Source organism: Gilliamella sp. LMG 34361 (assembly GCF_984569075.1).
In genome coordinates this window covers 3,002,456-3,022,132 of sequence record NZ_OZ474903.1, presented here as the reverse complement: position 1 = coordinate 3,022,132, position 19,677 = coordinate 3,002,456, and the positions used below count along the sequence as shown (strand labels likewise).

The 19,677-nt window shown below is 33.0% G+C and carries 17 protein-coding genes; 14 read left to right on the top strand and 3 right to left on the bottom strand.

Annotation, left to right across the window (positions count from 1 at the left end; genetic code table 11):
- Nucleotides 1–57 precede the first annotated feature (57 nt).
- On the bottom strand, nucleotides 58–1,353 hold the full coding sequence (gene urtA / locus AC5LXI_RS14035; protein WP_493442895.1) for an urea ABC transporter substrate-binding protein: 1,296 nt from the start codon (nucleotides 1,351–1,353) through the stop codon (nucleotides 58–60).
- 317 nt (nucleotides 1,354–1,670) lie between these two features.
- On the opposite strand from urtA, the gene AC5LXI_RS14030 reads away from it, so the two are divergent.
- From AC5LXI_RS14030 to AC5LXI_RS14000, 7 genes are all read left to right on the top strand, one after another.
- Nucleotides 1,671–2,183 carry a ClbS/DfsB family four-helix bundle protein gene (locus AC5LXI_RS14030; RefSeq protein ID WP_493442894.1) on the top strand — a complete coding sequence of 171 codons (513 nt, stop codon included), beginning with the start codon at nucleotides 1,671–1,673 and terminating at the stop codon, nucleotides 2,181–2,183.
- Nucleotides 2,184–2,222: 39 nt separating this feature from the next.
- Nucleotides 2,223–2,456 carry a hypothetical protein gene (locus tag AC5LXI_RS14025; RefSeq protein WP_198195814.1) on the top strand — a complete coding sequence of 78 codons (234 nt, stop codon included), beginning with the start codon at nucleotides 2,223–2,225 and terminating at the stop codon, nucleotides 2,454–2,456.
- Between the two features lie 1,547 nt (nucleotides 2,457–4,003).
- Nucleotides 4,004–5,884 carry an extracellular solute-binding protein gene (locus tag AC5LXI_RS14020; RefSeq protein WP_493442893.1) on the top strand — a complete coding sequence of 627 codons (1,881 nt, stop codon included), beginning with the start codon at nucleotides 4,004–4,006 and terminating at the stop codon, nucleotides 5,882–5,884.
- Between the two features lies 1 nt (nucleotide 5,885).
- Complete coding sequence (locus AC5LXI_RS14015; RefSeq protein WP_110447102.1) at nucleotides 5,886–6,974, top strand: microcin C ABC transporter permease YejB; 1,089 nt, start codon at nucleotides 5,886–5,888, stop codon at nucleotides 6,972–6,974.
- Nucleotides 6,974–8,005: an ABC transporter permease gene (locus AC5LXI_RS14010; RefSeq protein ID WP_493442892.1), complete on the top strand. Its 1,032-nt coding sequence runs from the start codon at nucleotides 6,974–6,976 to the stop codon at nucleotides 8,003–8,005. Before AC5LXI_RS14015 ends, AC5LXI_RS14010 begins: the two co-directional genes overlap by 1 nt.
- Nucleotides 8,002–9,771 carry a microcin C ABC transporter ATP-binding protein YejF gene (gene yejF, locus AC5LXI_RS14005; RefSeq protein WP_493442891.1) on the top strand — a complete coding sequence of 590 codons (1,770 nt, stop codon included), beginning with the start codon at nucleotides 8,002–8,004 and terminating at the stop codon, nucleotides 9,769–9,771. Before AC5LXI_RS14010 ends, yejF begins: the two co-directional genes overlap by 4 nt.
- Before the next feature lie 73 nt (nucleotides 9,772–9,844).
- Complete coding sequence (locus AC5LXI_RS14000; protein ID WP_493442890.1) at nucleotides 9,845–10,705, top strand: hypothetical protein; 861 nt, start codon at nucleotides 9,845–9,847, stop codon at nucleotides 10,703–10,705.
- A 65-nt stretch (nucleotides 10,706–10,770) separates the two neighbouring features.
- Here AC5LXI_RS14000 and frdD read toward each other — a convergent pair whose 3' ends face one another.
- Nucleotides 10,771–11,124, bottom strand: a complete 354-nt coding sequence (frdD, locus tag AC5LXI_RS13995; RefSeq protein ID WP_198191926.1) for a fumarate reductase subunit FrdD — start codon at nucleotides 11,122–11,124, stop codon at nucleotides 10,771–10,773.
- A 14-nt stretch (nucleotides 11,125–11,138) separates the two neighbouring features.
- On the bottom strand, nucleotides 11,139–11,570 hold the full coding sequence (locus AC5LXI_RS13990) for a hypothetical protein (protein WP_493442889.1): 432 nt from the start codon (nucleotides 11,568–11,570) through the stop codon (nucleotides 11,139–11,141).
- 283 nt (nucleotides 11,571–11,853) lie between these two features.
- On the opposite strand from AC5LXI_RS13990, the gene casA reads away from it, so the two are divergent.
- From casA to holB, 7 genes are all read left to right on the top strand, one after another.
- Entirely contained in the window at nucleotides 11,854–13,383 is a 1,530-nt protein-coding gene (gene casA, locus AC5LXI_RS13985) for a type I-E CRISPR-associated protein Cse1/CasA (RefSeq protein WP_493442888.1), read from the top strand.
- A 14-nt stretch (nucleotides 13,384–13,397) separates the two neighbouring features.
- A complete protein-coding gene (casB, locus tag AC5LXI_RS13980; protein ID WP_493442887.1) occupies nucleotides 13,398–14,003 on the top strand; it encodes a type I-E CRISPR-associated protein Cse2/CasB in 606 nt (201 codons plus the stop codon).
- An 18-nt stretch (nucleotides 14,004–14,021) separates the two neighbouring features.
- Nucleotides 14,022–15,086, top strand: a complete 1,065-nt coding sequence (gene cas7e / locus AC5LXI_RS13975) for a type I-E CRISPR-associated protein Cas7/Cse4/CasC (RefSeq protein ID WP_493442886.1) — start codon at nucleotides 14,022–14,024, stop codon at nucleotides 15,084–15,086.
- Nucleotides 15,087–15,099: 13 nt separating this feature from the next.
- Nucleotides 15,100–15,846, top strand: a complete 747-nt coding sequence (cas5e, locus tag AC5LXI_RS13970) for a type I-E CRISPR-associated protein Cas5/CasD (RefSeq protein WP_493442885.1) — start codon at nucleotides 15,100–15,102, stop codon at nucleotides 15,844–15,846.
- Entirely contained in the window at nucleotides 15,847–16,518 is a 672-nt protein-coding gene (gene cas6e / locus AC5LXI_RS13965; protein ID WP_493442884.1) for a type I-E CRISPR-associated protein Cas6/Cse3/CasE, read from the top strand.
- A gap of 1,491 nt (nucleotides 16,519–18,009) precedes the next feature.
- A complete protein-coding gene (tmk, locus tag AC5LXI_RS13960) occupies nucleotides 18,010–18,636 on the top strand; it encodes a dTMP kinase (RefSeq protein ID WP_493442883.1) in 627 nt (208 codons plus the stop codon).
- Nucleotides 18,637–18,647: 11 nt separating this feature from the next.
- Entirely contained in the window at nucleotides 18,648–19,652 is a 1,005-nt protein-coding gene (gene holB, locus AC5LXI_RS13955) for a DNA polymerase III subunit delta' (protein WP_493442882.1), read from the top strand.
- Nucleotides 19,653–19,677: the final 25 nt, after the last annotated feature.

Below are 19,677 nucleotides of genomic sequence, written 5' to 3'. Positions count from 1 at the left end.
ATTGCAGAGAAATGGTGAGATATAACTTACCATGCATAATTTTTGGGCTTTAGATGATTAATCTTTTAGGCAAACTTTTTTACTCACATCATATTTACCGCATGCTAATGGCGCTCGCCAATCTGCAATCATTGATTTAGAGCCCGGTAAATAATCTGACCATTCATCACCAACAATAGTGCCTGCTGACTTATAAACCACTTCAAATTGACCATCGTTTTGAATTTCACCAATCATAATAGGTTTAGTGATATGGTGGTTTGGCATCATTACTGCATAACTACCAGATAAATTAGGTACTGTTACGCCTATTAATGCATTTTGAACTGCGGTTGGATTATCGGTACCCGCTTTCTCTACCGCTTTTACCCACATATTAAATCCAATATATGTGGCTTCCATTGGATCATTAGTTACCCGTTTATCACTTTTAGTAAAGCTATGCCAGTTATCTATAAATTCACCATTTAAGTCATTATCAATTGATTGGAAATAATTCCATGATGCTAAATGACCGACTAATGGAGCAGTATCAATACCTGATAATTCTTCCTCACCTACAGAAAAAGCAATGACCGGTAATTGGTTTGCGGTGATACCTTGGTTAGATAATTCTTTATAAAAAGGAATATTAGCATCACCATTAATAGTTGATATCACGGCTGTTTTTTTACCTGTTGTGCCAAATTTTTTGATATCAGCAATAATAGACTGCCAATCAGAATGACTAAATGGTGTGTAGTTAATCATTATGTCAATATCTTTCACACCATAATGGTCTTTAAGATAGGTTTCTAAAACTTTATTAGTAGTCCTAGGATAAACATAATCAGTACCGACTAAAACCCAACGTTCAATATTAAATTCTTTTTTCAAATAATCTACAGCAGGAATGGCTTGTTGATTTGGTGCTGCGCCGGTATAGAAAATATTTTTTGAGGATTCTTCTCCTTCATATTGTACCGGGTAGAAGAGAATGCCGTTAAGTTCCTCAAAGATAGGTAAAACCGATTTTCTTGATACCGATGTCCAACAGCCAAATACTGCTGAGACTTTATCTTTTGCTAGTAGTTCTCGTGCTTTTTCTGAAAAAAGACTCCAATTTGATGCCGGATCAACGACCACGGCTTCTATTTGTTTACCTAACACACCACCTTTTTTATTTTGTTCATCTACAAGCATTAAAAGTGTATCTTTCAAGGTGCTTTCTGAAATTGCCATTGAGCCAGAAAGTGAATGTAATACACCAATTTTAATAGTATTTTCAGCCGCATAAATTAGATTAGTCGTGAATAAGCCTATAGCTAGACAAGTTAACTTAATGGATGTATTTAATTTGCTCATTATTGACATAGTAATACCTCTTAAACATACAATTGGTGGTGATTTATTGTTATTTAAGGTAATGCAAAAGTTATGCCAGATAGATGATGATCTGTGTTTTTTATTTAATAAACTTATAGATACCATATTTTGTAGTAGCAATAGACGTTTATTGTGTAGGCTGACTAGTGGTATTTTTAGCTTATAAACAATATGAATAAAAACAGATAACGCACTTTATTTGATCGAATGGGCTAAATTGGTGCAGATTAAATATGTCTTTTGACCTAAAGCTATAGTATTGATATGATTGATTAAAATGATATAAAGATGAAAGGTAATCAGATATGAATTATGCCAATAAACAACAACTATTAGATGAAATTAATAAAACAGCTAAGCTATTTATTGATGAATTCAGTGGATTAACCGAAGCGGAAAAAGATAAACTGATTGAAGGTGTTGATCGAACACCAGCCCAAATGATAGCTTATCAATTAGGATGGTTAGATCTTGTAAAATCTTGGGATGATGCCGAACTTGCTGGGCAAATGCCTATATTGCCAGCGGAAGGATACAAATGGAATCAGTTAGGTGAATTATACCAACATTTTTATAAAATATATCAAGATTATTCATTACAAGAACTGATCCAATTATTTAAGCAGAAACTGACTACTTGGAATAGTTGGATTGAGTCATTAGATGATGATACGCTTTTTACTAAAGATGCTCGTAATTGGACAAAACCTTATCCTTCAGCATGGCCTGTGGCACGATTTATCCACATTAATTCAGTTGCACCATTTAAATCCTTTAGAACTAAAATCAGGAAATGGAAAAAACTAAATTCACATTAGTAACATCATAACAATTATTTAAAATAGATAGGAAAATATATGGCTTTTTCAGAATTAGAAAAGGAACAACTACTAGAACTTAAATACGTTGGCGATAAAATTATTGAAAGACTTGAAGAGATGCAACTTGATTCTTTTGATAAATTACGCAATGCCTCGTTAGATGAAATTCTTAACAAAGGTGCATTATTAACTGGCTCAACTTGTTGGAAAAATAGCCATCAAGCTAAAACAGCCATCCAAAATATTTTGGCTTTGGTTAATCAAAGCTAATTAATATTTGATTCTAACTAATTGTTGAATATTTGTTTATCCCTATGTATATAGGGAACATATTTAATTTAGCTTCCCTCATTCTTTTCAATGCGGTTTATCCTTATGTATATATAAGGAACACGATGGTTTAATTTTGATATTATTTATCGACGAATTCCCTTCTATTGAACATGAATAAAGGCTAATTATAACTAATTGTTTTATAATTGAAATATAGAATAAAAATTCTTAACAAATTTTAATGAGTTAAATTTTAAATAATGTATTCAAAGTGGAAATTACTAATTCAGATAAAGCCTAATTCTTTACTGTAAAGAGATTCTTTTTATATCTGAATTAAAATAATATTTACATTAAGTATATGCATTTGATGTTTAATTTTAATATATATTATTGAATTCGTTTTTTATCAAGATTTACATCTTGTTGTATTTGCTGATATAAACTTATTTACGTCAGTCACACTATTTTTAATCCAGCAAATAATTTTTCCTTTTTTAACTAAGACTTTAATTATTTGGGTACCGGAATTCATATTATCAAATTGGTCAATATTAACTTGCTGTTTCTCTTCGTTCCTTGTTTTTAATACTTGTTCGATTAATTTTCGTTGATTTAGTTGAGTTAATAAGAGAAAAGGTAAATCTGAATTTAATGTTAAAGAGGATTGAGTTGATGCTAATTTTCTATAGAAGGTGTTAAGTAATTTTCACAAAACGGTAAAGTCTCGGTAAGAACAATTGCACTTCCACCTTGTGATGTAGGATAATGCATCATTGATTCTAGTAATTTCACAATATAATTATCATAAGAATGAACTTCATTAAAAACAAGTAATTTATATCGTAATCCTAATAATCGCAACGATTAAAGTTTAAACGGTATTACTGACATTAAATTTACGAATATTTATCAACCTCACGCTGCACCTGCTACTAGCTGAATTATTTTTGTTGGCTAATATCATCTAAATTGTGATAAGCTAAAAGGTAATAATTATCTGATTGATCGCCTTGTTGGCATTTTCCCCAATATTGATAGAATGATTCAAGCATTAAAACGGATATCCTTATTTTAGATGATTAACTGGTTGGAATATTTAGCTCAGTATCTTTAATGATTCTAAAATAATAAAAGAATATCGATTAAATTGCTAAATTTTTATACTAAAAAACCCCGTTCCTCAAAATTTTTTTATTATGAATCATGACGATTTATTCTTATCTAGTTAAAAATTTGGTTTCTTTAAAAGAATATATCTAAAACAAATATTGATAACAATTAATGTTATAATCGTCGTTTATTATTAAGTTTATTAATAAGGTTTTGCTCATTCGATTGAAGTTTGGCAAAATAGTTAACTCACTGTGTGTGATTTAGCGTATTCTAAATCGTTTAAAAATTTTTAATACTCAATAGGGTAAAATCTTATTTTGATAAATTGTTGATAAAACAGGAACTAAATTAGGATGATTAGTCAAAGAAAAAAAAATATCAAAAAGTTATTCATCTCAAGCTGTTTGAGTGGATTATTCTTTTGTTCAATGACTGTCTATGCCGAAGAAGAACCAGATATCACTTTGCTGTCAGATACATCGGTAGAAGCCAACCCATCAGCTGAGACCATTGAAACTCAGCCGATTGACAGCATTGAACCGAGTCAACCTAACGAGCATATTTACCATAAAACCATTTTTTCGTTATTAGGTGCTCCGAAATACCCTGAAAATTTTGACCATCTAGAATATGTGAACCCCAATGCCCCTAAAGGTGGGATTATCAAACTACATGAAATAGGTACCTTTGATAATTTTAACCGTTTTGCTAGTCGTGGTGCACCTGAACACCATTCTGGTTCGTTATATGATTCTCTTTTTACCACAACAGCCGATGATATTTCCAGCTTTTATCCACTGATAGCAACTTCAATTACTTATTCTGATAGTTATCGTTGGGCCGAAGTATCGATTAATCCTAATGCACGATTTCAGGATGGTAAGCCAATAACCGCATATGACGTGGAATTTACTTTTCATAAATTTATGACCGAAGGTGTTTCACAATATCGAGTTTATAACAAAGGGATAAATATTAAAGCTATAGATGATTATCGGGTTAGGGTAGAATTGCCTGAAACCGATCGTGAAAAATTACTTTCTTTTGTTGGTAGTATGCGTGTTATTCCTAAACATTTTTGGCAAGATCATAATTTTTCTGAGCCGTTAAGTACTCCTCCTATTGGCAGTGGTCCTTATTATATTAGTGATTATAAAATGGGGCAGTATGTAGTTTATAAGCGTAATCCTGACTATTGGGCAAAAGATTTACCTGTTAATAAAGGTTTAGATAATTTTGATGAAAAACGTATCGATTATTATATGGATACGAGTATAGCGTTAGAGGCGTTTAAAGCGGGAGAATACGATTTTCGAGGTGAAGGGCAACCGAAAAACTGGTTTACTCAATATCAAGGAAAATACTTTGATTCAAAAGATATCATAAAGCAAGAAAAAAACGTCGAAACCGCTGTAGATACTAAATGGTTAGCGTTTAATTTGCAGAAAGATCTTTTTAAAGATGTTAGAGTTCGTCAAGCAATAACCTTAGCTTTTGATTTTGAATGGCTTAATCACGCTTTTTATTATGATAGTTATAAAAGACCGTTTAGCTTTTTTGAAAATACTATTTATGCTGCAAAAGGTAAACCTAGTAAAAAAGAACTTAAATGGTTAACACCATATAAAGATATTATTCCCGAGCAAGCCTTTAGTGAAGCCTATACTATTGCGAAAAGTGATGGACAAGGTTTTAACCGCAATAACTTATTAACTGCAGCTAAATTATTAGAAGAAGCGGGTTGGATTATTAAAGATGGTAAGTTAATTAATGCTAAAACTGAGCAACCTTTTGCATTTGAATTGTTGACTTATCTAGGAGATGACATTAAATATGCGATTCCATTTCAGCAAAATTTAGCTCGTTTAGGTATTACAATGAAAATAACTTCATTAGATTATGCCCAATTGACGCGCAGAATGCGTGAGCGTGATTATGACATGATGCCACGTAATTATAGTGCAATAGATTATCCATCCTCAGATTTAATGATTTTTTGGGGGAGTGAATATTTAAATTCTTCTTATAATGGTTCAGGATTACATAATCAGGCAATTGATTCGATTATTGCTGAAATAATCAAAAATGTAGGTAATCAAAGAGAGTTAATTTCACTAGGAAGAGCGCTCGATCGTATTTTAACTCAAGAATATCCGATGATTCCAATGTGGTATAACAGCAAAACTTATTATGCATATTGGAACAAATTTGGGCAACCAGCCATACAGCCAACTTATGCAATAGGTATTGATAGCTGGTGGTATGATGCTAACAAAGCAGCTAGTTTGACAAAGAATAGAGTACGCTAATATGTTGAATTATTTTATCCGTCGATTATTGCTAATTATACCAACCTTATTAATCATTTTGACTATCAACTTTTTTATTGTGCAAATTGCACCAGGTGGCCCCGTCGATCAAGCTTTAGCTATGATAGAGAATGGTCCCCAAGCAGGGCAAGTGTTGCTGCCCGGCAGTGAAAATAGCCCTGCTAAGCTGACCGAACCAAAAAATGAATCAAATTATCGTGGTGCTCGCGGTTTAGATCCAGAAATTGTGGCAATGATTGAAAAACAGTATGGATTTGATAAACCGCTTTGGGAACGCTATATCAATACGTTAAAGCAATATATCCAGTTTGATTTTGGTAACAGTTTTTTTAAAAGTGAATCAGTATTAAGTTTAATTGCCAAAAGTTTACCTGTTTCTATTTCATTGGGATTATGGAGTACATTAATCATTTATTTAATCTCAATCCCATTAGGAATTCGTAAAGCGGTTAAAGATGGTTCAAGATTTGATTTTTGGTCAAGTACGTTAATTATCATTGGTTATGCAATACCCGCTTTTTTATTAGCCGTATTATTAATTGTTTTGTTCGCAGGTGGCAGTTATTGGGATATTTTCCCGCTACGCGGATTGATTTCTAATAATTTTGAACAATTAGATTTTTGGGGCAAAGTAAAAGATTATGCGTGGCATATTTGCTTACCGACTATTGCTATGGTAGTAAGTGGTTTTGCCACACTAACCATGTTAACCAAAAACTCATTCCTAGATGAGATTCGTAAACAATATGTTGTTACTGCCAGAGCGAAAGGGTTAAGTGAAAGGCAAATTCTGTATAAGCATGTTTTTCGTAATGCAACCTTGCTTATTGTATCGGGTTTTCCTGCGGCATTTGTTGGCATTTTATTTACCGGTTCCGTATTGATTGAAGCTATTTTTTCGCTTAATGGATTGGGTCTTCTCGGCTATGAAGCAATTATTCAGCGTGATTACCCGGTTATTTTTGGTTCATTGTATATATTTACATTGATTGGGCTTATTACCAAACTCTTATCAGATTTATCTTATATGATAATCGATCCACGTATTGACTTTGAGGCTCGCAACTGATGACTACGCACTATTCAATTAATCAGCTACGTTGGCAACGATTTAAACGCAATCGACGTGGGTATTATTCATTATGGTTATTTTCAATATTATTTATAATCAGCCTATTTTCTGATTTTATATTTAACGATCGGCCAATATTTATCAAGTATCAAAATAACTATTATTCGCCAATATTCCATTTTTATCCGGAAACTGAATTTGGTGGACAATTTCAAACACAAACTAATTATTTAGATCCGGCGGTACAAAATAAGATTGAGTCTGATGGTTGGATACTTTGGCCTCCATTTCGTTATACCCATAACACTGTGATTCATGACACAACTAGCACGTTTCCTACACCACCATCAAAAAAACATTTGCTTGGCACCACTGATGCTGGATTTGATGTTTTAGCAAACATTGCCTATGGTTTTAGAGTATCAATGTTTTTTGCCTTATTTCTTACCTTTTTCACCTCCATTATCGGCGTGCTAATTGGCGCAATTCAAGGTTATTATGGCGGAAAAGTTGATCTATTAGGACAACGATTTATTGAGATTTGGAGTGGTTTACCTGAGCTATTTGTGATAATTCTACTTGCCAGTATCTTACCGCTTAATTTTTGGTGGTTATTAGGTATTACGGTGTTATTTGGCTGGATGGCATTGGTCGGTGTTGTTCGAGCAGAATTCTTCCGAACCCGTAACTTCGATTATATTCGAGCTGCTAAAGCTATGGGAGTAAGCGATAGTAAAATTATGTTACGGCATATGCTACCAAATGCGATGGTGGCAACATTAACATTTTTACCATTTATTCTTTGTGGTTCAATTTCAACACTAACGGCACTTGATTTTCTTGGCTTTGGTTTACCAATTGATTCACCATCTTTAGGGCGATTATTACTCCAAGGTAAAAATAACTTGCAAGCGCCTTGGTTAGGAATTAGTTCTTTTTTAGTTATTTCCATCTTATTGTCACTGTTAATTTTTATTGGTGAAGCAATTAGAGATGCATTCGATCCAAACAAAGGAGTATATAAATGAGTTCTCCTTTATTATCTATCATTGATTTAAGTATTGCCTTTAAAACTGGCCAGCATTCACAAAATCAAGTTGTTGACGCCATTAGTTTTGATATTAATGAACAAGAAACAGTGGCATTAGTCGGTGAGTCAGGTTCTGGTAAAAGTGTAACAGCACTGTCAATATTAAGGCTGTTATCAAAAGAGCGAGTGATTTATCCTTCAGGAGATATTATTTTCGAAGATAAATCATTATTACATGCCTCTGAAAAAGAATTGCGTAAAATCCGCGGTAATGAAATTAGTATGATATTTCAAGAGCCAATGGTATCACTTAATCCATTGCATACCGTTGAAAAACAACTTTATGAAGTCTTATCTTTACATCGGGGTATGCGACGTAATGAGGCTCGAAGTGAAATCTTACAATATCTCGATCGGGTTGGCATTAAAGATCCTAAAAGCAAACTGGCTTCTTATCCTCATCAGTTATCTGGCGGTGAAAGGCAACGAGTAATGATTGCTATGGCCATTTTAACTCATCCAAAATTATTAATTGCTGATGAACCAACTACTGCTTTAGATGTTTCTGTTCAGGGGCAAATTATTGAACTACTCAAAGAGCTCAAGAAAGAGCTTAATATGAGCATGTTATTTATTTCACATAATTTGGGAATAGTAAAAAAATTGGCAGATAAAGTAGCGGTAATGCGAGATGGCCAACTTGTTGAATTCAATAATAAACAACGCATCTTTTTGCGTCCACAACAAGAATATACTCAAACATTATTAAATTCTCAGCCTAGTGGTGAACCGGTTCCTTTACCTGATACTCCTGGCATATTGCTGAATGTGAATCATCTTAATGTTGAGGTCGTCACTCAAAAGCGATTATTTAACAGCAAAAAGAAAAAAATTGTTGATAATATTGGTTTTGCGGTATACCAAGGTGAGACAGTTGGTATTGTCGGTGAATCAGGCTCAGGTAAAAGTACCACCATACTAGCTATTTTACGTTTAATCAAATCAAAAGGTGATATCCTATTTGATAGTCATCCTATCCAGAATTTATCAGGTAAGAAGTTATTACCATTCCGTAGTCGAATTCAGGTTGTATTTCAAGATCCATTTTCATCACTCAATCCGCGCTTCAATGTTGAGCAAATCATCAGTGAAGGTCTAATGACGCATAAAAAATTGACTAAAACAGAGCAAGAGCAAGCGGTAATTGATATTATGCTAGAGGTTGGTTTGGACCCTGAAATGCGCTTTCGTTATCCAAATGAATTTTCTGGGGGACAACGGCAAAGAATAGCGATTGCTCGAGCCTTAATATTGCAACCGGAACTATTAATTTTAGATGAGCCAACGTCATCTTTAGATCATACAATCCAAAAGCAGATAATTAATTTACTTAAATCATTGCAAGAGAAACATCATTTTAGCTATCTGTTTATTAGCCATGATCTTGCATTAGTCTACTCAATATGTCATCAGATTGTTGTTATGAAGGATGGTAAAATTGTTGAACAAGGTTCACGAGAAAATGTGTTTTATAAACCGGAATCTGAGTACACTAAAGTTTTACTATCGTTTTTAGATAAATCACCGAGAAAAGCGACTAAAACGTTAATTCATGCTGATATTATCGAAAAAACTCAAAAAGCAGAATCATCTGAAAATGTAAAAAAAGATGAACAGTCTGATGAAAAACGACAAGCTCAGCAAGAGCATAAACAAGAACAAAAGGTTAATTGGGAAGACGCATTATTAATGCGAAAAAAATAAATGTACAACTTTGTGGCTTAGCTATAAGCCACTATTAAAGATTTAGTTTAGTAAACGAGTTAACAGGTTCATTATGCAAAAAAATATATTCCGTTTTTTAACCGCTTCATGTTTATCATTTATCTCAATAAATGCAATGGCATTGACGTGTTCAGATAGTCCCGATCAAAATAAAGTTGAGGCAAATAACTATATTTTTAAAATATTAGACTTTATTGATTCAACAGCTAAAGGGATTAAGCAAGAAGTGAGAACTTCATCCATGACATCAGATACTGGTGCGATTCGCTCAATTGTCAAACATAGTTTAAATTATGATCCAAATGGTTTGATTACAGAAAGTCATTACGATCTTTATTCCGGCAACAATGAAAAACTCTATTCTGAACATCTACAAAAAAACGAATCTGGCTGGCAAAATGTGATTGAGGATATTGAGGATAAAACAAGGAGCACCACTCAGTTCAAAATCGATACACAAGGTAAAGTTATTGCCTCTGAACAGATAAAACAAGCGCCCGATTTTACCTTTATTGAGAATGATAGTTATCAATATGATAATAACAATTGTTTAATTAATAAAAATGTGCAATGGCAGCTAAAAGAGTTGGATGCTAATGGCCAAGTAGTAGGAACAGTGCAAAAAGGTGCTTCGATTTATGCGTTTGGTTATCAAAATCGCCATTTAGCAAAAGTATCGGCGCAATATAGTAATAAAACTAAAAATGAAAGCGATTTTTCTTACCAATATGATGATAAAAATCGATTAAATGCAATCCAATCGACTTATTCAATAGTTGGAAAAAATACAACTCATTACATGACTGAATTTTTAACTTTTAATGAGAAAAATGATTGGTTGAGTGCAACACAATCAAAACAAAATAGAAAAAACAAACAAACTAATATCGTTCGGCAGATTACTTATTATTAATCAATTAAACATGGCGTTATCACAAGTGAACTTGATAACGCCAATGAATAAACATCACTCCAGTTTTATCTTACAAATAAAATATAAATCGCATGAGCTGTCCATGCTAACGCTAAACCATAAGTAAGTAGCTTTTCTCGCTTTGGATAGATATTAAATTGATGTAACAAAGTTAGAATCTGTTGCAATCCACACCAAATTGGTAGCGAAATCATTAAGCACAAAAATAATTTACCTAATTCAGTATTGGCTAACTTTAAAATATATGAACGCGTTATTGCGTCACCAAAAGGAATGATAAACGCAACAATGATTAATACCACTGGTGCGAAAATTGCTGCCCAAAGCCCACCTAAAGCAAATAAACCTTTGGCCACTTTTGAGTCAGACTGTATTGGTTGAGTTTCTTGATTTTTCATTGATCAAATCCCACTTATTTAATTATCAATAATAGTAAGCAATATGAAAGTAAAATTGTCACACCCCATAAGCCAATAATAAGTAAATATCCTTGTTTCTTTTTATGAATATTTTGCTTAAAAATAACTTTTGGCATTAACCTAAACCAGTTTATTGAATGAAATAAAGCGAGTAGTAATGCAATACAGTTTAGCACTACAACAACTGGGCTTTGTAAGAAAAAGATAAAACGATAAAACTCATCTTGCCCCATTCTATTTGTATACATACAGATAACACCATACATCAACACCAAACTAAGCCAAATCATGGAGAAAGGCATTAATTTATCAATGATTGACAGAAATAACGGCTGTTTTGTCTGTAAAGATGTGATTTCGGATTGCGTATTGATATTACTTAAATTATTATTTGTTGGATATTTATCATTATTTTTTTTAATCATAATTTTCTCAATGTGGGTAACATTATTATGTAATTAAAATTTTTAGTGCCTAATATTTAATTTAGCGTTATAAACTCTAAGTGATTTAAATCGTCAAATTAAGGTTGCGCATAATATCGGTTTTTAATATAAAAACACTAGGCAGAAAGTGCGTTGGTTTAATAGATATTTACATTTAAGTATAAAACAAATCAAGATCCCATTTTAGAGAATTAATAATTTACCGTTAAACAGATAAGCGGTATAGTTAAATAACGAAAAATATGGAAGAAAGGAGGAGATTTTGTTCTCTTTATCAATTTTAGATGAAAAATGGATTCCTGTTATTTATTTTGATGGCTGTATTAGTAAAATTAAACCCAGTCAGTTAGTTGATGAAGCTATTTCCGACTTAGCCTATTTTAGACCTGATTTTCGAGGCGCCGCTTATCAGTTCCTTATCGGTTTACTGCAAACAACTTTTTCCCCAGGGGATAATGATGAATGGTTAAGCTATTGGTATGGGGGTATAAGCCAGTCACAGTTAGATGAAGCATTTAAACAAGCTAAACCTGCAATGCAATTTGGTAAAAAAAAACCTGCTTTTATGCAAGATTTTACACCATTAAATGGTAATAAAGTGCCTATATCAGGTTTATTGGTTGAAGCACCTGGTGAAAATACATTAAAGAAAAATACTGACCATTTTATTAAGCGAGATTTTGTCAAAGCTATCTGCCCGCATTGTGCGGTTATGGCTCTGTTCTCTTTACAAACTAATGCTCCATCAGGAGGACAGGGGCATAGAGTTAGTTTGCGAGGGGGAGGGCCGATTACTACTTTAATGATGCCTGAGTTAAACACTTTAACACCATTATGGAAAAAGTTATGGTTAAATGTAATACCTATTGATGATGACAAAAAAATTCAAAATTATGATGAAACCGTTTTTCCATGGTTAAACAAAACAATAACTAGTGAACCACCAAAAAATTTAAGTGTATTTCCTGAACAAGCGAATTGTTGTCAAGCTTTTTGGGGTATGCCTCGCAGAATTGAGCTTGATTTTGACAATATGACACAAGGTAGTTGCGACCTTTGTGGTGAAAACTCTTCTAAGCTTATCAGCCATTATAAAACTAAAAATTATGGTATCCAATACCAAAACTGGCGACATCCACTTTCACCATATCGATATGATAGTAGAACAGGTACGCCAATCGCTATAAAAGGACAACCAGAAGGATTAATTTATCGGGATTGGCTAGGTATGGTCAAAACTAATAATGAAATTCAATCGGCCCAAGTAGTTGCTATTCATTATTATAGAACATTGAAATCACTAGAAAATTATCATCTTTGGTGCTTTGGTTATGATTTTGACAATATGAAGGCTCGTAGTTGGTATGAGCGTACTTTTCCTATTTATCCTTTATTAACTGATGCAGATAGCGATATTAAAGAGTTAATTGAACTAGCAATAGAATTTAGCAAAAATGCTTTACTCTTACTGCGTAACGCATTGATTAGTATAAATAAACAATCCAGCTCAGTTGATATTGCTTATTGGAAAGAAACAGAAATACCTTTTTACCAATTATTAAAACAACTTACTAAAGATAAACCAAATAGTCGCATTCATTTATTGTTAAAATGGATGAATATATTATTGAAATATATTACTCAAGTTTACGATAAAGCTGCTTTTTCTGACCCAGATCAACAAATAATTAGTTCCCAAAAAATTAACGCAAGAGAAAAATTGCTTAACGATTTTAATAAACTTAGAAATATTAAAAAATTAAAAATAATAAATCGTCCTGATTGCATATAGGATAGGAGAACAACATGTCAGACATTATCCCCAAAAAGCCGATAATCTTAGATGACAGCCATAGAAAGATTATTAATGAATGGTTTTCCATGTTGCAATCAAGGCAATGTAAATTTAATGGTAATACTTATAATGGACATAAATTACGTGCCGAATTACGTCGGACATCATTATCCGAATTTATTCTTTTACAAGAAGGCTACAATATTCTAGCTAATAAGCTTATTAATAACGATAGTAAATTAGCTAAAACTGATGTTAATTATTATGCATTACTTATATTTGTTAACGTGGCTGCTTTTGCTGAAGCAAATAATGATAAAGCACCATTTGCAGCGCAATTAAGTGAAAAAATAAAAGGTGGCGAACGTAATTATTTATCTCAATTGCGATTTGAACGTCTTCTTGCTAGTGAAACCACAGAAGAATTTTGTCAGGGTTTAATTCGAGCTGTAAAGTTACGCGGTGAAAAAGGCGTTAATCTTATTTCTCTGGCCGACGGTATCTTTTTATGGATACAAGAGTGGTATGCACGTGAACATAATTTAGCTGGTGATATTAACCCATTCGCACGCCTCTCTGTTTGTTGGGCGATGGACTACTTTTCAACTTCAAAATAATACTAAGGAATAATCATCATGACTACATTTATTCAATTACATCTTTTAACAGCATATGCTCCCTCAAATTTAAACCGTGATGATTTAGGCCGACCAAAAACCGCAAAAATGGGTAATACCGATCGCTTACGTATTTCGTCACAAAGTTTGAAAAGAGCTTGGCGAACTTCTGACTATTTTTATCAAACATTGAGTGATTATATTGGCATCCGCTCACGTCGTTTTGCTCGAGATTGGGTTTATACCGCAATGATTGATAATGGTGTTTCTGAAAAAGTAGCAACAGCGAGTACGATTAAAATAGCTAGTCAATTTGGTAAAGTTAAAAATGAAAAGTCACCAAAAGATCCATTGAGTAATTTAGAAATTGAACAATTGGTTCATATTAGTAGTAATGAACAACAAGCAATTGAACAATTAGTTAATTTATTAATTAGAGAGAAACGCGAGCCTAGTGATAATGAAGTTAAATTATTACGTAAAGATAATAGCAGTATCGATATTGCCTTATTTGGCAGAATGTTAGCTGATAGCCCAGCATTTAATGTCGAAGCCGCCTGCCAAGTTTCTCATGCATTAGGCGTAAGCACAGTGACAATTGAGGATGATTTTTTTACTGCTGTTGATGATTTAAATAATAATGAAGTTGATGCTGGCTCGGCGCATTTGGGCGAAAGAGGCTTTGCTTCGGCATTGTTTTATACTTATGTTTGTGTCAGTCGTGATTTACTTCTTGAAAATTTAAATGGTGATGAAACATTGGTTGAAAAAACCTTAAAAGCTCTAACTGAATCAGCAGCCAAAGTTGCACCAACAGGGATGCAAAATAGTTTCGCTTCTCGGGCATATACTTCATACTTATTAATAGAAAAAGGAAGTCAACAACCGCGTTCTTTAGCGGTAGCTTATTTTAATCCAATTCGTAGTCAAGATCTGGTAAATGATGCTATTAGTCGATTGGAAGAGCAACGAGATAAATTTGATAAAGTTTATGGTAATTGTGCTGATAGTCGCTATGTTCTCAATAGTGAAACCAGAGAAGGAACGCTTAGTGCTGCATTAGATTTTGTTGCGCAAAAATAGGAGAGCGAACAAGATGATCATCAACCATCTTATTTTTCAGATTTATGCCCCATTTACTTCTTGGGGCGAACCCGCTGTTGGCGAGGTTCGCCACAGCAATATTATTCCTTCTCGTTCTGCTTTATTGGGATTAGTCTCGGCTGCACTCGGCATTCGTCGTGATGATAATCAGATTGATCATATTAATCAGCATTATCATTTTGCGATTCGCCCTTTTATTGCTAACAATAGTTGGTCTAGAGATTTTCATACAGTACAGGCTCCGAGGGCTAACAAAAAACAAGTTTGTTATACTCGCTTTGATGAAATACGACAGGGTCCTTTTGAACTTGAGACGTTATTATCACAGCGCGAATATTATAATGACGTTTACTATCAAATTGTCATGTCTGAAACTGAAAATGCACCTTATAGTTTAAAACAAATTCAGCAAGCATTACTTAAACCTGTTTTTCCATTATACGCGGGAAGAAAAAACTCACCATTATCGTTACCGTTATCGCCTATTTTGTATCAAGGAACATTGAGCGATGCTTTTATTTTTGCCGATAAACACTATCAAGAGTGTCATCGCCAAGATCCGGTTATTGATAGATTGTTAAAAGGCATTGCTGATGAATATTATTGGGAACAGGCCAATCAAGAAGATCACTTTGAGGTAATTAATATTCAACGTCGGCAAGATCAACCAATAAATCGTCACCGCTGGCAATTTAGTGACCGTCAGCAATTTTCAGGTTATTTGAGAGGGCGTGAATAGATGTATTTTTCTCGAGTTACTTTAAAATTAAATCGACTTCCTTATGTTATGCAACAAAAAATGCAAGATTCCAGGCCTTATGCAATTCATCAATGGTTATGGCAACTCTTTCCTAATCAAGAAAAACGTTGCTTTTTATTTCGTGAAGAGAGAATTGGTAAAGGTTATCAATATTATCTGTTATCGGAAATCGCACCACTAGCAAGCCATGAGCTATTTTTAGTAGAAACTAAACCATACCAACCAAAATTAACCATTGGCATGAAATTGATTTTTTCCCTGCGGGCAAATCCGGTCGTGTTTAAAAATGGCAAACGTAGTGATGTGATGATGAATGCTAAATATCTGGCTAAACGACAAGGTTTAGATACTAATGAGATAAAAATTCGTCAGAATGAAGCTGCAATAAATTGGTTAATTAAACAAAGTGAAACTAGAGGATTTTCATTATCGACGATTGATGATCAACAACTCAATTGCACAGTAATTAACTATATACAACAGCAATTTATTAAAAAAAGCAATCTTAAACCAATTAGTTATAGTAGTGTTGATTATCAAGGTCTGTTAACTGTAACTAATACTGAATTATTTTTAAATACCATCTATCAAGGAATTGGCAAAAGTAAGGGTTTTGGTTGTGGTCTATTCTTGATAAAACGTTATCAATAGGATGAGCGATTATAGTTTATGTTCCACTTAATCCTATTTCTTAAAAAATAGAACTTTCATGATTTTTTTGCAATCATTAAGGTTCTAGATGGAGTGTTTGTATTAATTGAAAAATAGGTATTAAAATATCTGGTATAATGTTACACCTAGAAACAAGAATTTCATATGTTATTATTCAATTAGCCACAACGGTCAAAACCTTGTTCGTTTGGTTGGATAGGCGAAATTGCCGTATGAATGTATTTGGGATAATTGAGTGAGGCAAAATTCGACAAACTATTTTATCAAGCTAACATGGTTTTAGATGACGATGTATATTTAAAAGTGGTCAAAAAATGGTTAGGTTACGATTTGGTAAACCTATATCTGATCGCTATTCCATTGGACAGTTACAAGGTATTAAAGGATTGTGTATACGAAATACTTACTCAATAGTGACTAAGTGTTATAATGAAAATAGCATGGTCAGAAATACGTGCCCAAAGCAATTTGGAATAGCTTCAAAAATAAATTGGAAAGCTCAAGTGAGTTGGTGTGAGTTTTTTAGGGGTTAGAAGACATTAGCAATATTAATTACACTTATTGAAGAAGTTTTGTCCGCTGATGATATTGCACCACCTTGATCACTTGATGATGTGCAGCCATCAGCAATTTCGAAACCTTAAACTTTAACCAAAAGTGGATTTATAGGTCATTAATAATGAGCATTTGTGTTGAGATAACTGAAAACACCTCACCATATGGGCGTTTAGCAATTTAGTTGCTTGAAATTAGAACCGATATCTATATTGGTGACATATCAAGACTAATTAGAGAAGATATAAAATCGCATAAAATAACAATGTTGTTTTTGCTTGCATAACTAATACTAAGTCAGTATTTGAGCTCTAAACTTATAGCATAAATAGATGAGTTGAGATATATTAAGATGGATTAAAATTAGTTATTTTAATTATTTAAAATCAATGGATTAGTATCATTTTAAAATTAGGAAAATTTTGTAAATTTTAACGAACAGGAAAAAATTATATAAATCATTAATCTAAAATCAAAGTTTCATGCGTATAGAGATATACTACTATTAGTTCGTTAAATCGCAATTTATTTTCAGTATTCCCTGTAGTTACAGGGATAAACCGTATAGCGACTAAATAATAATCAATTATGTTAAAGAGTTCCCTGTAGGTGCAGGGATATATCGCCATTTAAGATCGATAAGCAACAAATACCATACGATTTTACTGTGATATAATAATGTAACGGTATACACTCCTCAAAGTTTTTTACAAAGATCTAACTAAAATACCTTTTTAACACTAGCAGGTTACCATATTTATTTTTAATAAATATGAATAATAATCTATTCATTAAAAATGACGCTAAGCAAAATTTATTTCAATATGTGAAAAATAAGAGAGATTTTTAGTTAAACTAAAATATTTATAAAAAATAGCGTACAATACGCAATCATTAATTGTTTAGGAATATAGTATGACAGGTAAATTTATTGTCATTGAAGGTTTAGAAGGTGCTGGTAAAACGACTGCAATTGAGACCGTTGCGCGCGTTTTGAATAAGCATCACATTAGTGACTTGCTGTTTACCCGCGAACCTGGCGGTACGCCAATTGCTGAAGCATTGCGCAATATTATTAAAAATGGTTTAGATAATGAACCGCTAACTGATAAAGCCGAATTGTTAATGCTATATGCTGCTCGTATTCAATTGGTTGATAACGTAATTAAACCAGCATTAAAAATGGGGAAATGGGTTATTGGCGATCGACATGATTTATCAACTCAAGCTTATCAAGGTGGTGGACGACAGATCGACAATGTTTTTATTGAAACATTACAAACTCAGGTTTTGGATAATTTTAAACCTGATTTAACATTGTACTTAGATATTGCACCAGAACTCGGTTTAATGCGAGCCAGATCTCGCGGGCAGCTTGATCGTATTGAGCAACAATCATTACCTTTTTTTGAGCGTATTCGTCAGCGTTATTTACAACTAGTTGAGCGTGATAATACTGTTATTACCATTGATGCCAATAAATCTATAGAAGAAGTGACAACTCAAATTGAAACTGTTTTGAATTCATGGCTAATAAATTAGGTTTTAGTTTTATGCTTTTTAATAAATATCCTTGGCTTGCATTACCTTTTCAGCAACTTGCTGATACGATTGTTAATAATCGAGCGCATCATGCTTTGTTAATCAATTATATTCAGGGAAGTGGTGAAGAAGAATTAATTAACTTATTAGTTAATAGATTATTCTGTCAATCTTCACAACAATTGGAACCATGTGGTAAATGCCATAGTTGCCAGTTGTTTTTATCTCAACATCATCCTGATTATTATCAGATAACAAATGAACAAGGTAAACAATCAATTGGTATTGATCAAATACGTAATATTTCTACAAAGGTTTATGAAAAATCACAACAGGGCGGTAATAAGGTAATCTGGATTAAGCATGCTGCTTTGATGACAGAAGCGGCGGCAAATGCGTTGCTTAAAACGTTAGAAGAACCACCAGAAAACACCTATTTTATTTTGAGTGATGAACATAATAGTCAATTTTTACCAACAATTCATAGTCGCTGTTTCTGTTATTTTTTAACAATACCAAAACTAGAAGAATCTATTAATTGGTTAAAAAAGCAACATAATAATGTATACAATGATAATGAGCTTGCCACTGCTTTATTATTGAGTGAAAATGCGCCACTAAATGCCGCTATTTTGTTGCAACCAGAAAAATGGCAACAACGAAAATTATTTTGTGAAAACTTGTTAGAAGTTTTGCCACAAAATAATTTTTGGCAATTAGCAAAGACATTTAATTATGAGGACTTTTTTGTACGGATCACTTGGTTTTGCGCATTGTTAGGTGATGCATTAAAAGCTAAACAGAAAGTAGGTCGATACATCATTAACCGTGATCAAGTTCCATTAGTTAGACTGCTTGCCACAAAAAGTAATGATGAAATTACCTCACTTTATCAATTGTGGTTACAAGCAAGGAATTTGTTGCTATCGGTGAATGGGTTGAATAAAGAATTGATTGTCCATAATGTTTTAGCTCAATCACAATTAATTAGTTATCAGCAGCAAGAATTAATATAATAATAAAGTTCTGGATCAACGATAT

What these genes read in the sequence shown, in the direction of transcription:
- urtA (WP_493442895.1), bottom strand. Translation starts at nt 1,353, where the DNA reads ATGTCAATAATGAGCAAATTAAATACATCCATTAAGTTAACTTGTCTA.
- AC5LXI_RS14030 (WP_493442894.1), top strand. Translation starts at nt 1,671, where the DNA reads ATGAATTATGCCAATAAACAACAACTATTAGATGAAATTAATAAAACA.
- AC5LXI_RS14025 (WP_198195814.1), top strand. Translation starts at nt 2,223, where the DNA reads ATGGCTTTTTCAGAATTAGAAAAGGAACAACTACTAGAACTTAAATAC.
- AC5LXI_RS14020 (WP_493442893.1), top strand. Translation starts at nt 4,004, where the DNA reads ATGACTGTCTATGCCGAAGAAGAACCAGATATCACTTTGCTGTCAGAT.
- AC5LXI_RS14015 (WP_110447102.1), top strand. Translation starts at nt 5,886, where the DNA reads ATGTTGAATTATTTTATCCGTCGATTATTGCTAATTATACCAACCTTA.
- AC5LXI_RS14010 (WP_493442892.1), top strand. Translation starts at nt 6,974, where the DNA reads ATGACTACGCACTATTCAATTAATCAGCTACGTTGGCAACGATTTAAA.
- yejF (WP_493442891.1), top strand. Translation starts at nt 8,002, where the DNA reads ATGAGTTCTCCTTTATTATCTATCATTGATTTAAGTATTGCCTTTAAA.
- AC5LXI_RS14000 (WP_493442890.1), top strand. Translation starts at nt 9,845, where the DNA reads ATGCAAAAAAATATATTCCGTTTTTTAACCGCTTCATGTTTATCATTT.
- frdD (WP_198191926.1), bottom strand. Translation starts at nt 11,124, where the DNA reads ATGAAAAATCAAGAAACTCAACCAATACAGTCTGACTCAAAAGTGGCC.
- AC5LXI_RS13990 (WP_493442889.1), bottom strand. Translation starts at nt 11,570, where the DNA reads ATGATTAAAAAAAATAATGATAAATATCCAACAAATAATAATTTAAGT.
- casB (WP_493442887.1), top strand. Translation starts at nt 13,398, where the DNA reads ATGTCAGACATTATCCCCAAAAAGCCGATAATCTTAGATGACAGCCAT.
- cas7e (WP_493442886.1), top strand. Translation starts at nt 14,022, where the DNA reads ATGACTACATTTATTCAATTACATCTTTTAACAGCATATGCTCCCTCA.
- cas5e (WP_493442885.1), top strand. Translation starts at nt 15,100, where the DNA reads ATGATCATCAACCATCTTATTTTTCAGATTTATGCCCCATTTACTTCT.
- cas6e (WP_493442884.1), top strand. Translation starts at nt 15,847, where the DNA reads ATGTATTTTTCTCGAGTTACTTTAAAATTAAATCGACTTCCTTATGTT.
- tmk (WP_493442883.1), top strand. Translation starts at nt 18,010, where the DNA reads ATGACAGGTAAATTTATTGTCATTGAAGGTTTAGAAGGTGCTGGTAAA.
- holB (WP_493442882.1), top strand. Translation starts at nt 18,648, where the DNA reads ATGCTTTTTAATAAATATCCTTGGCTTGCATTACCTTTTCAGCAACTT.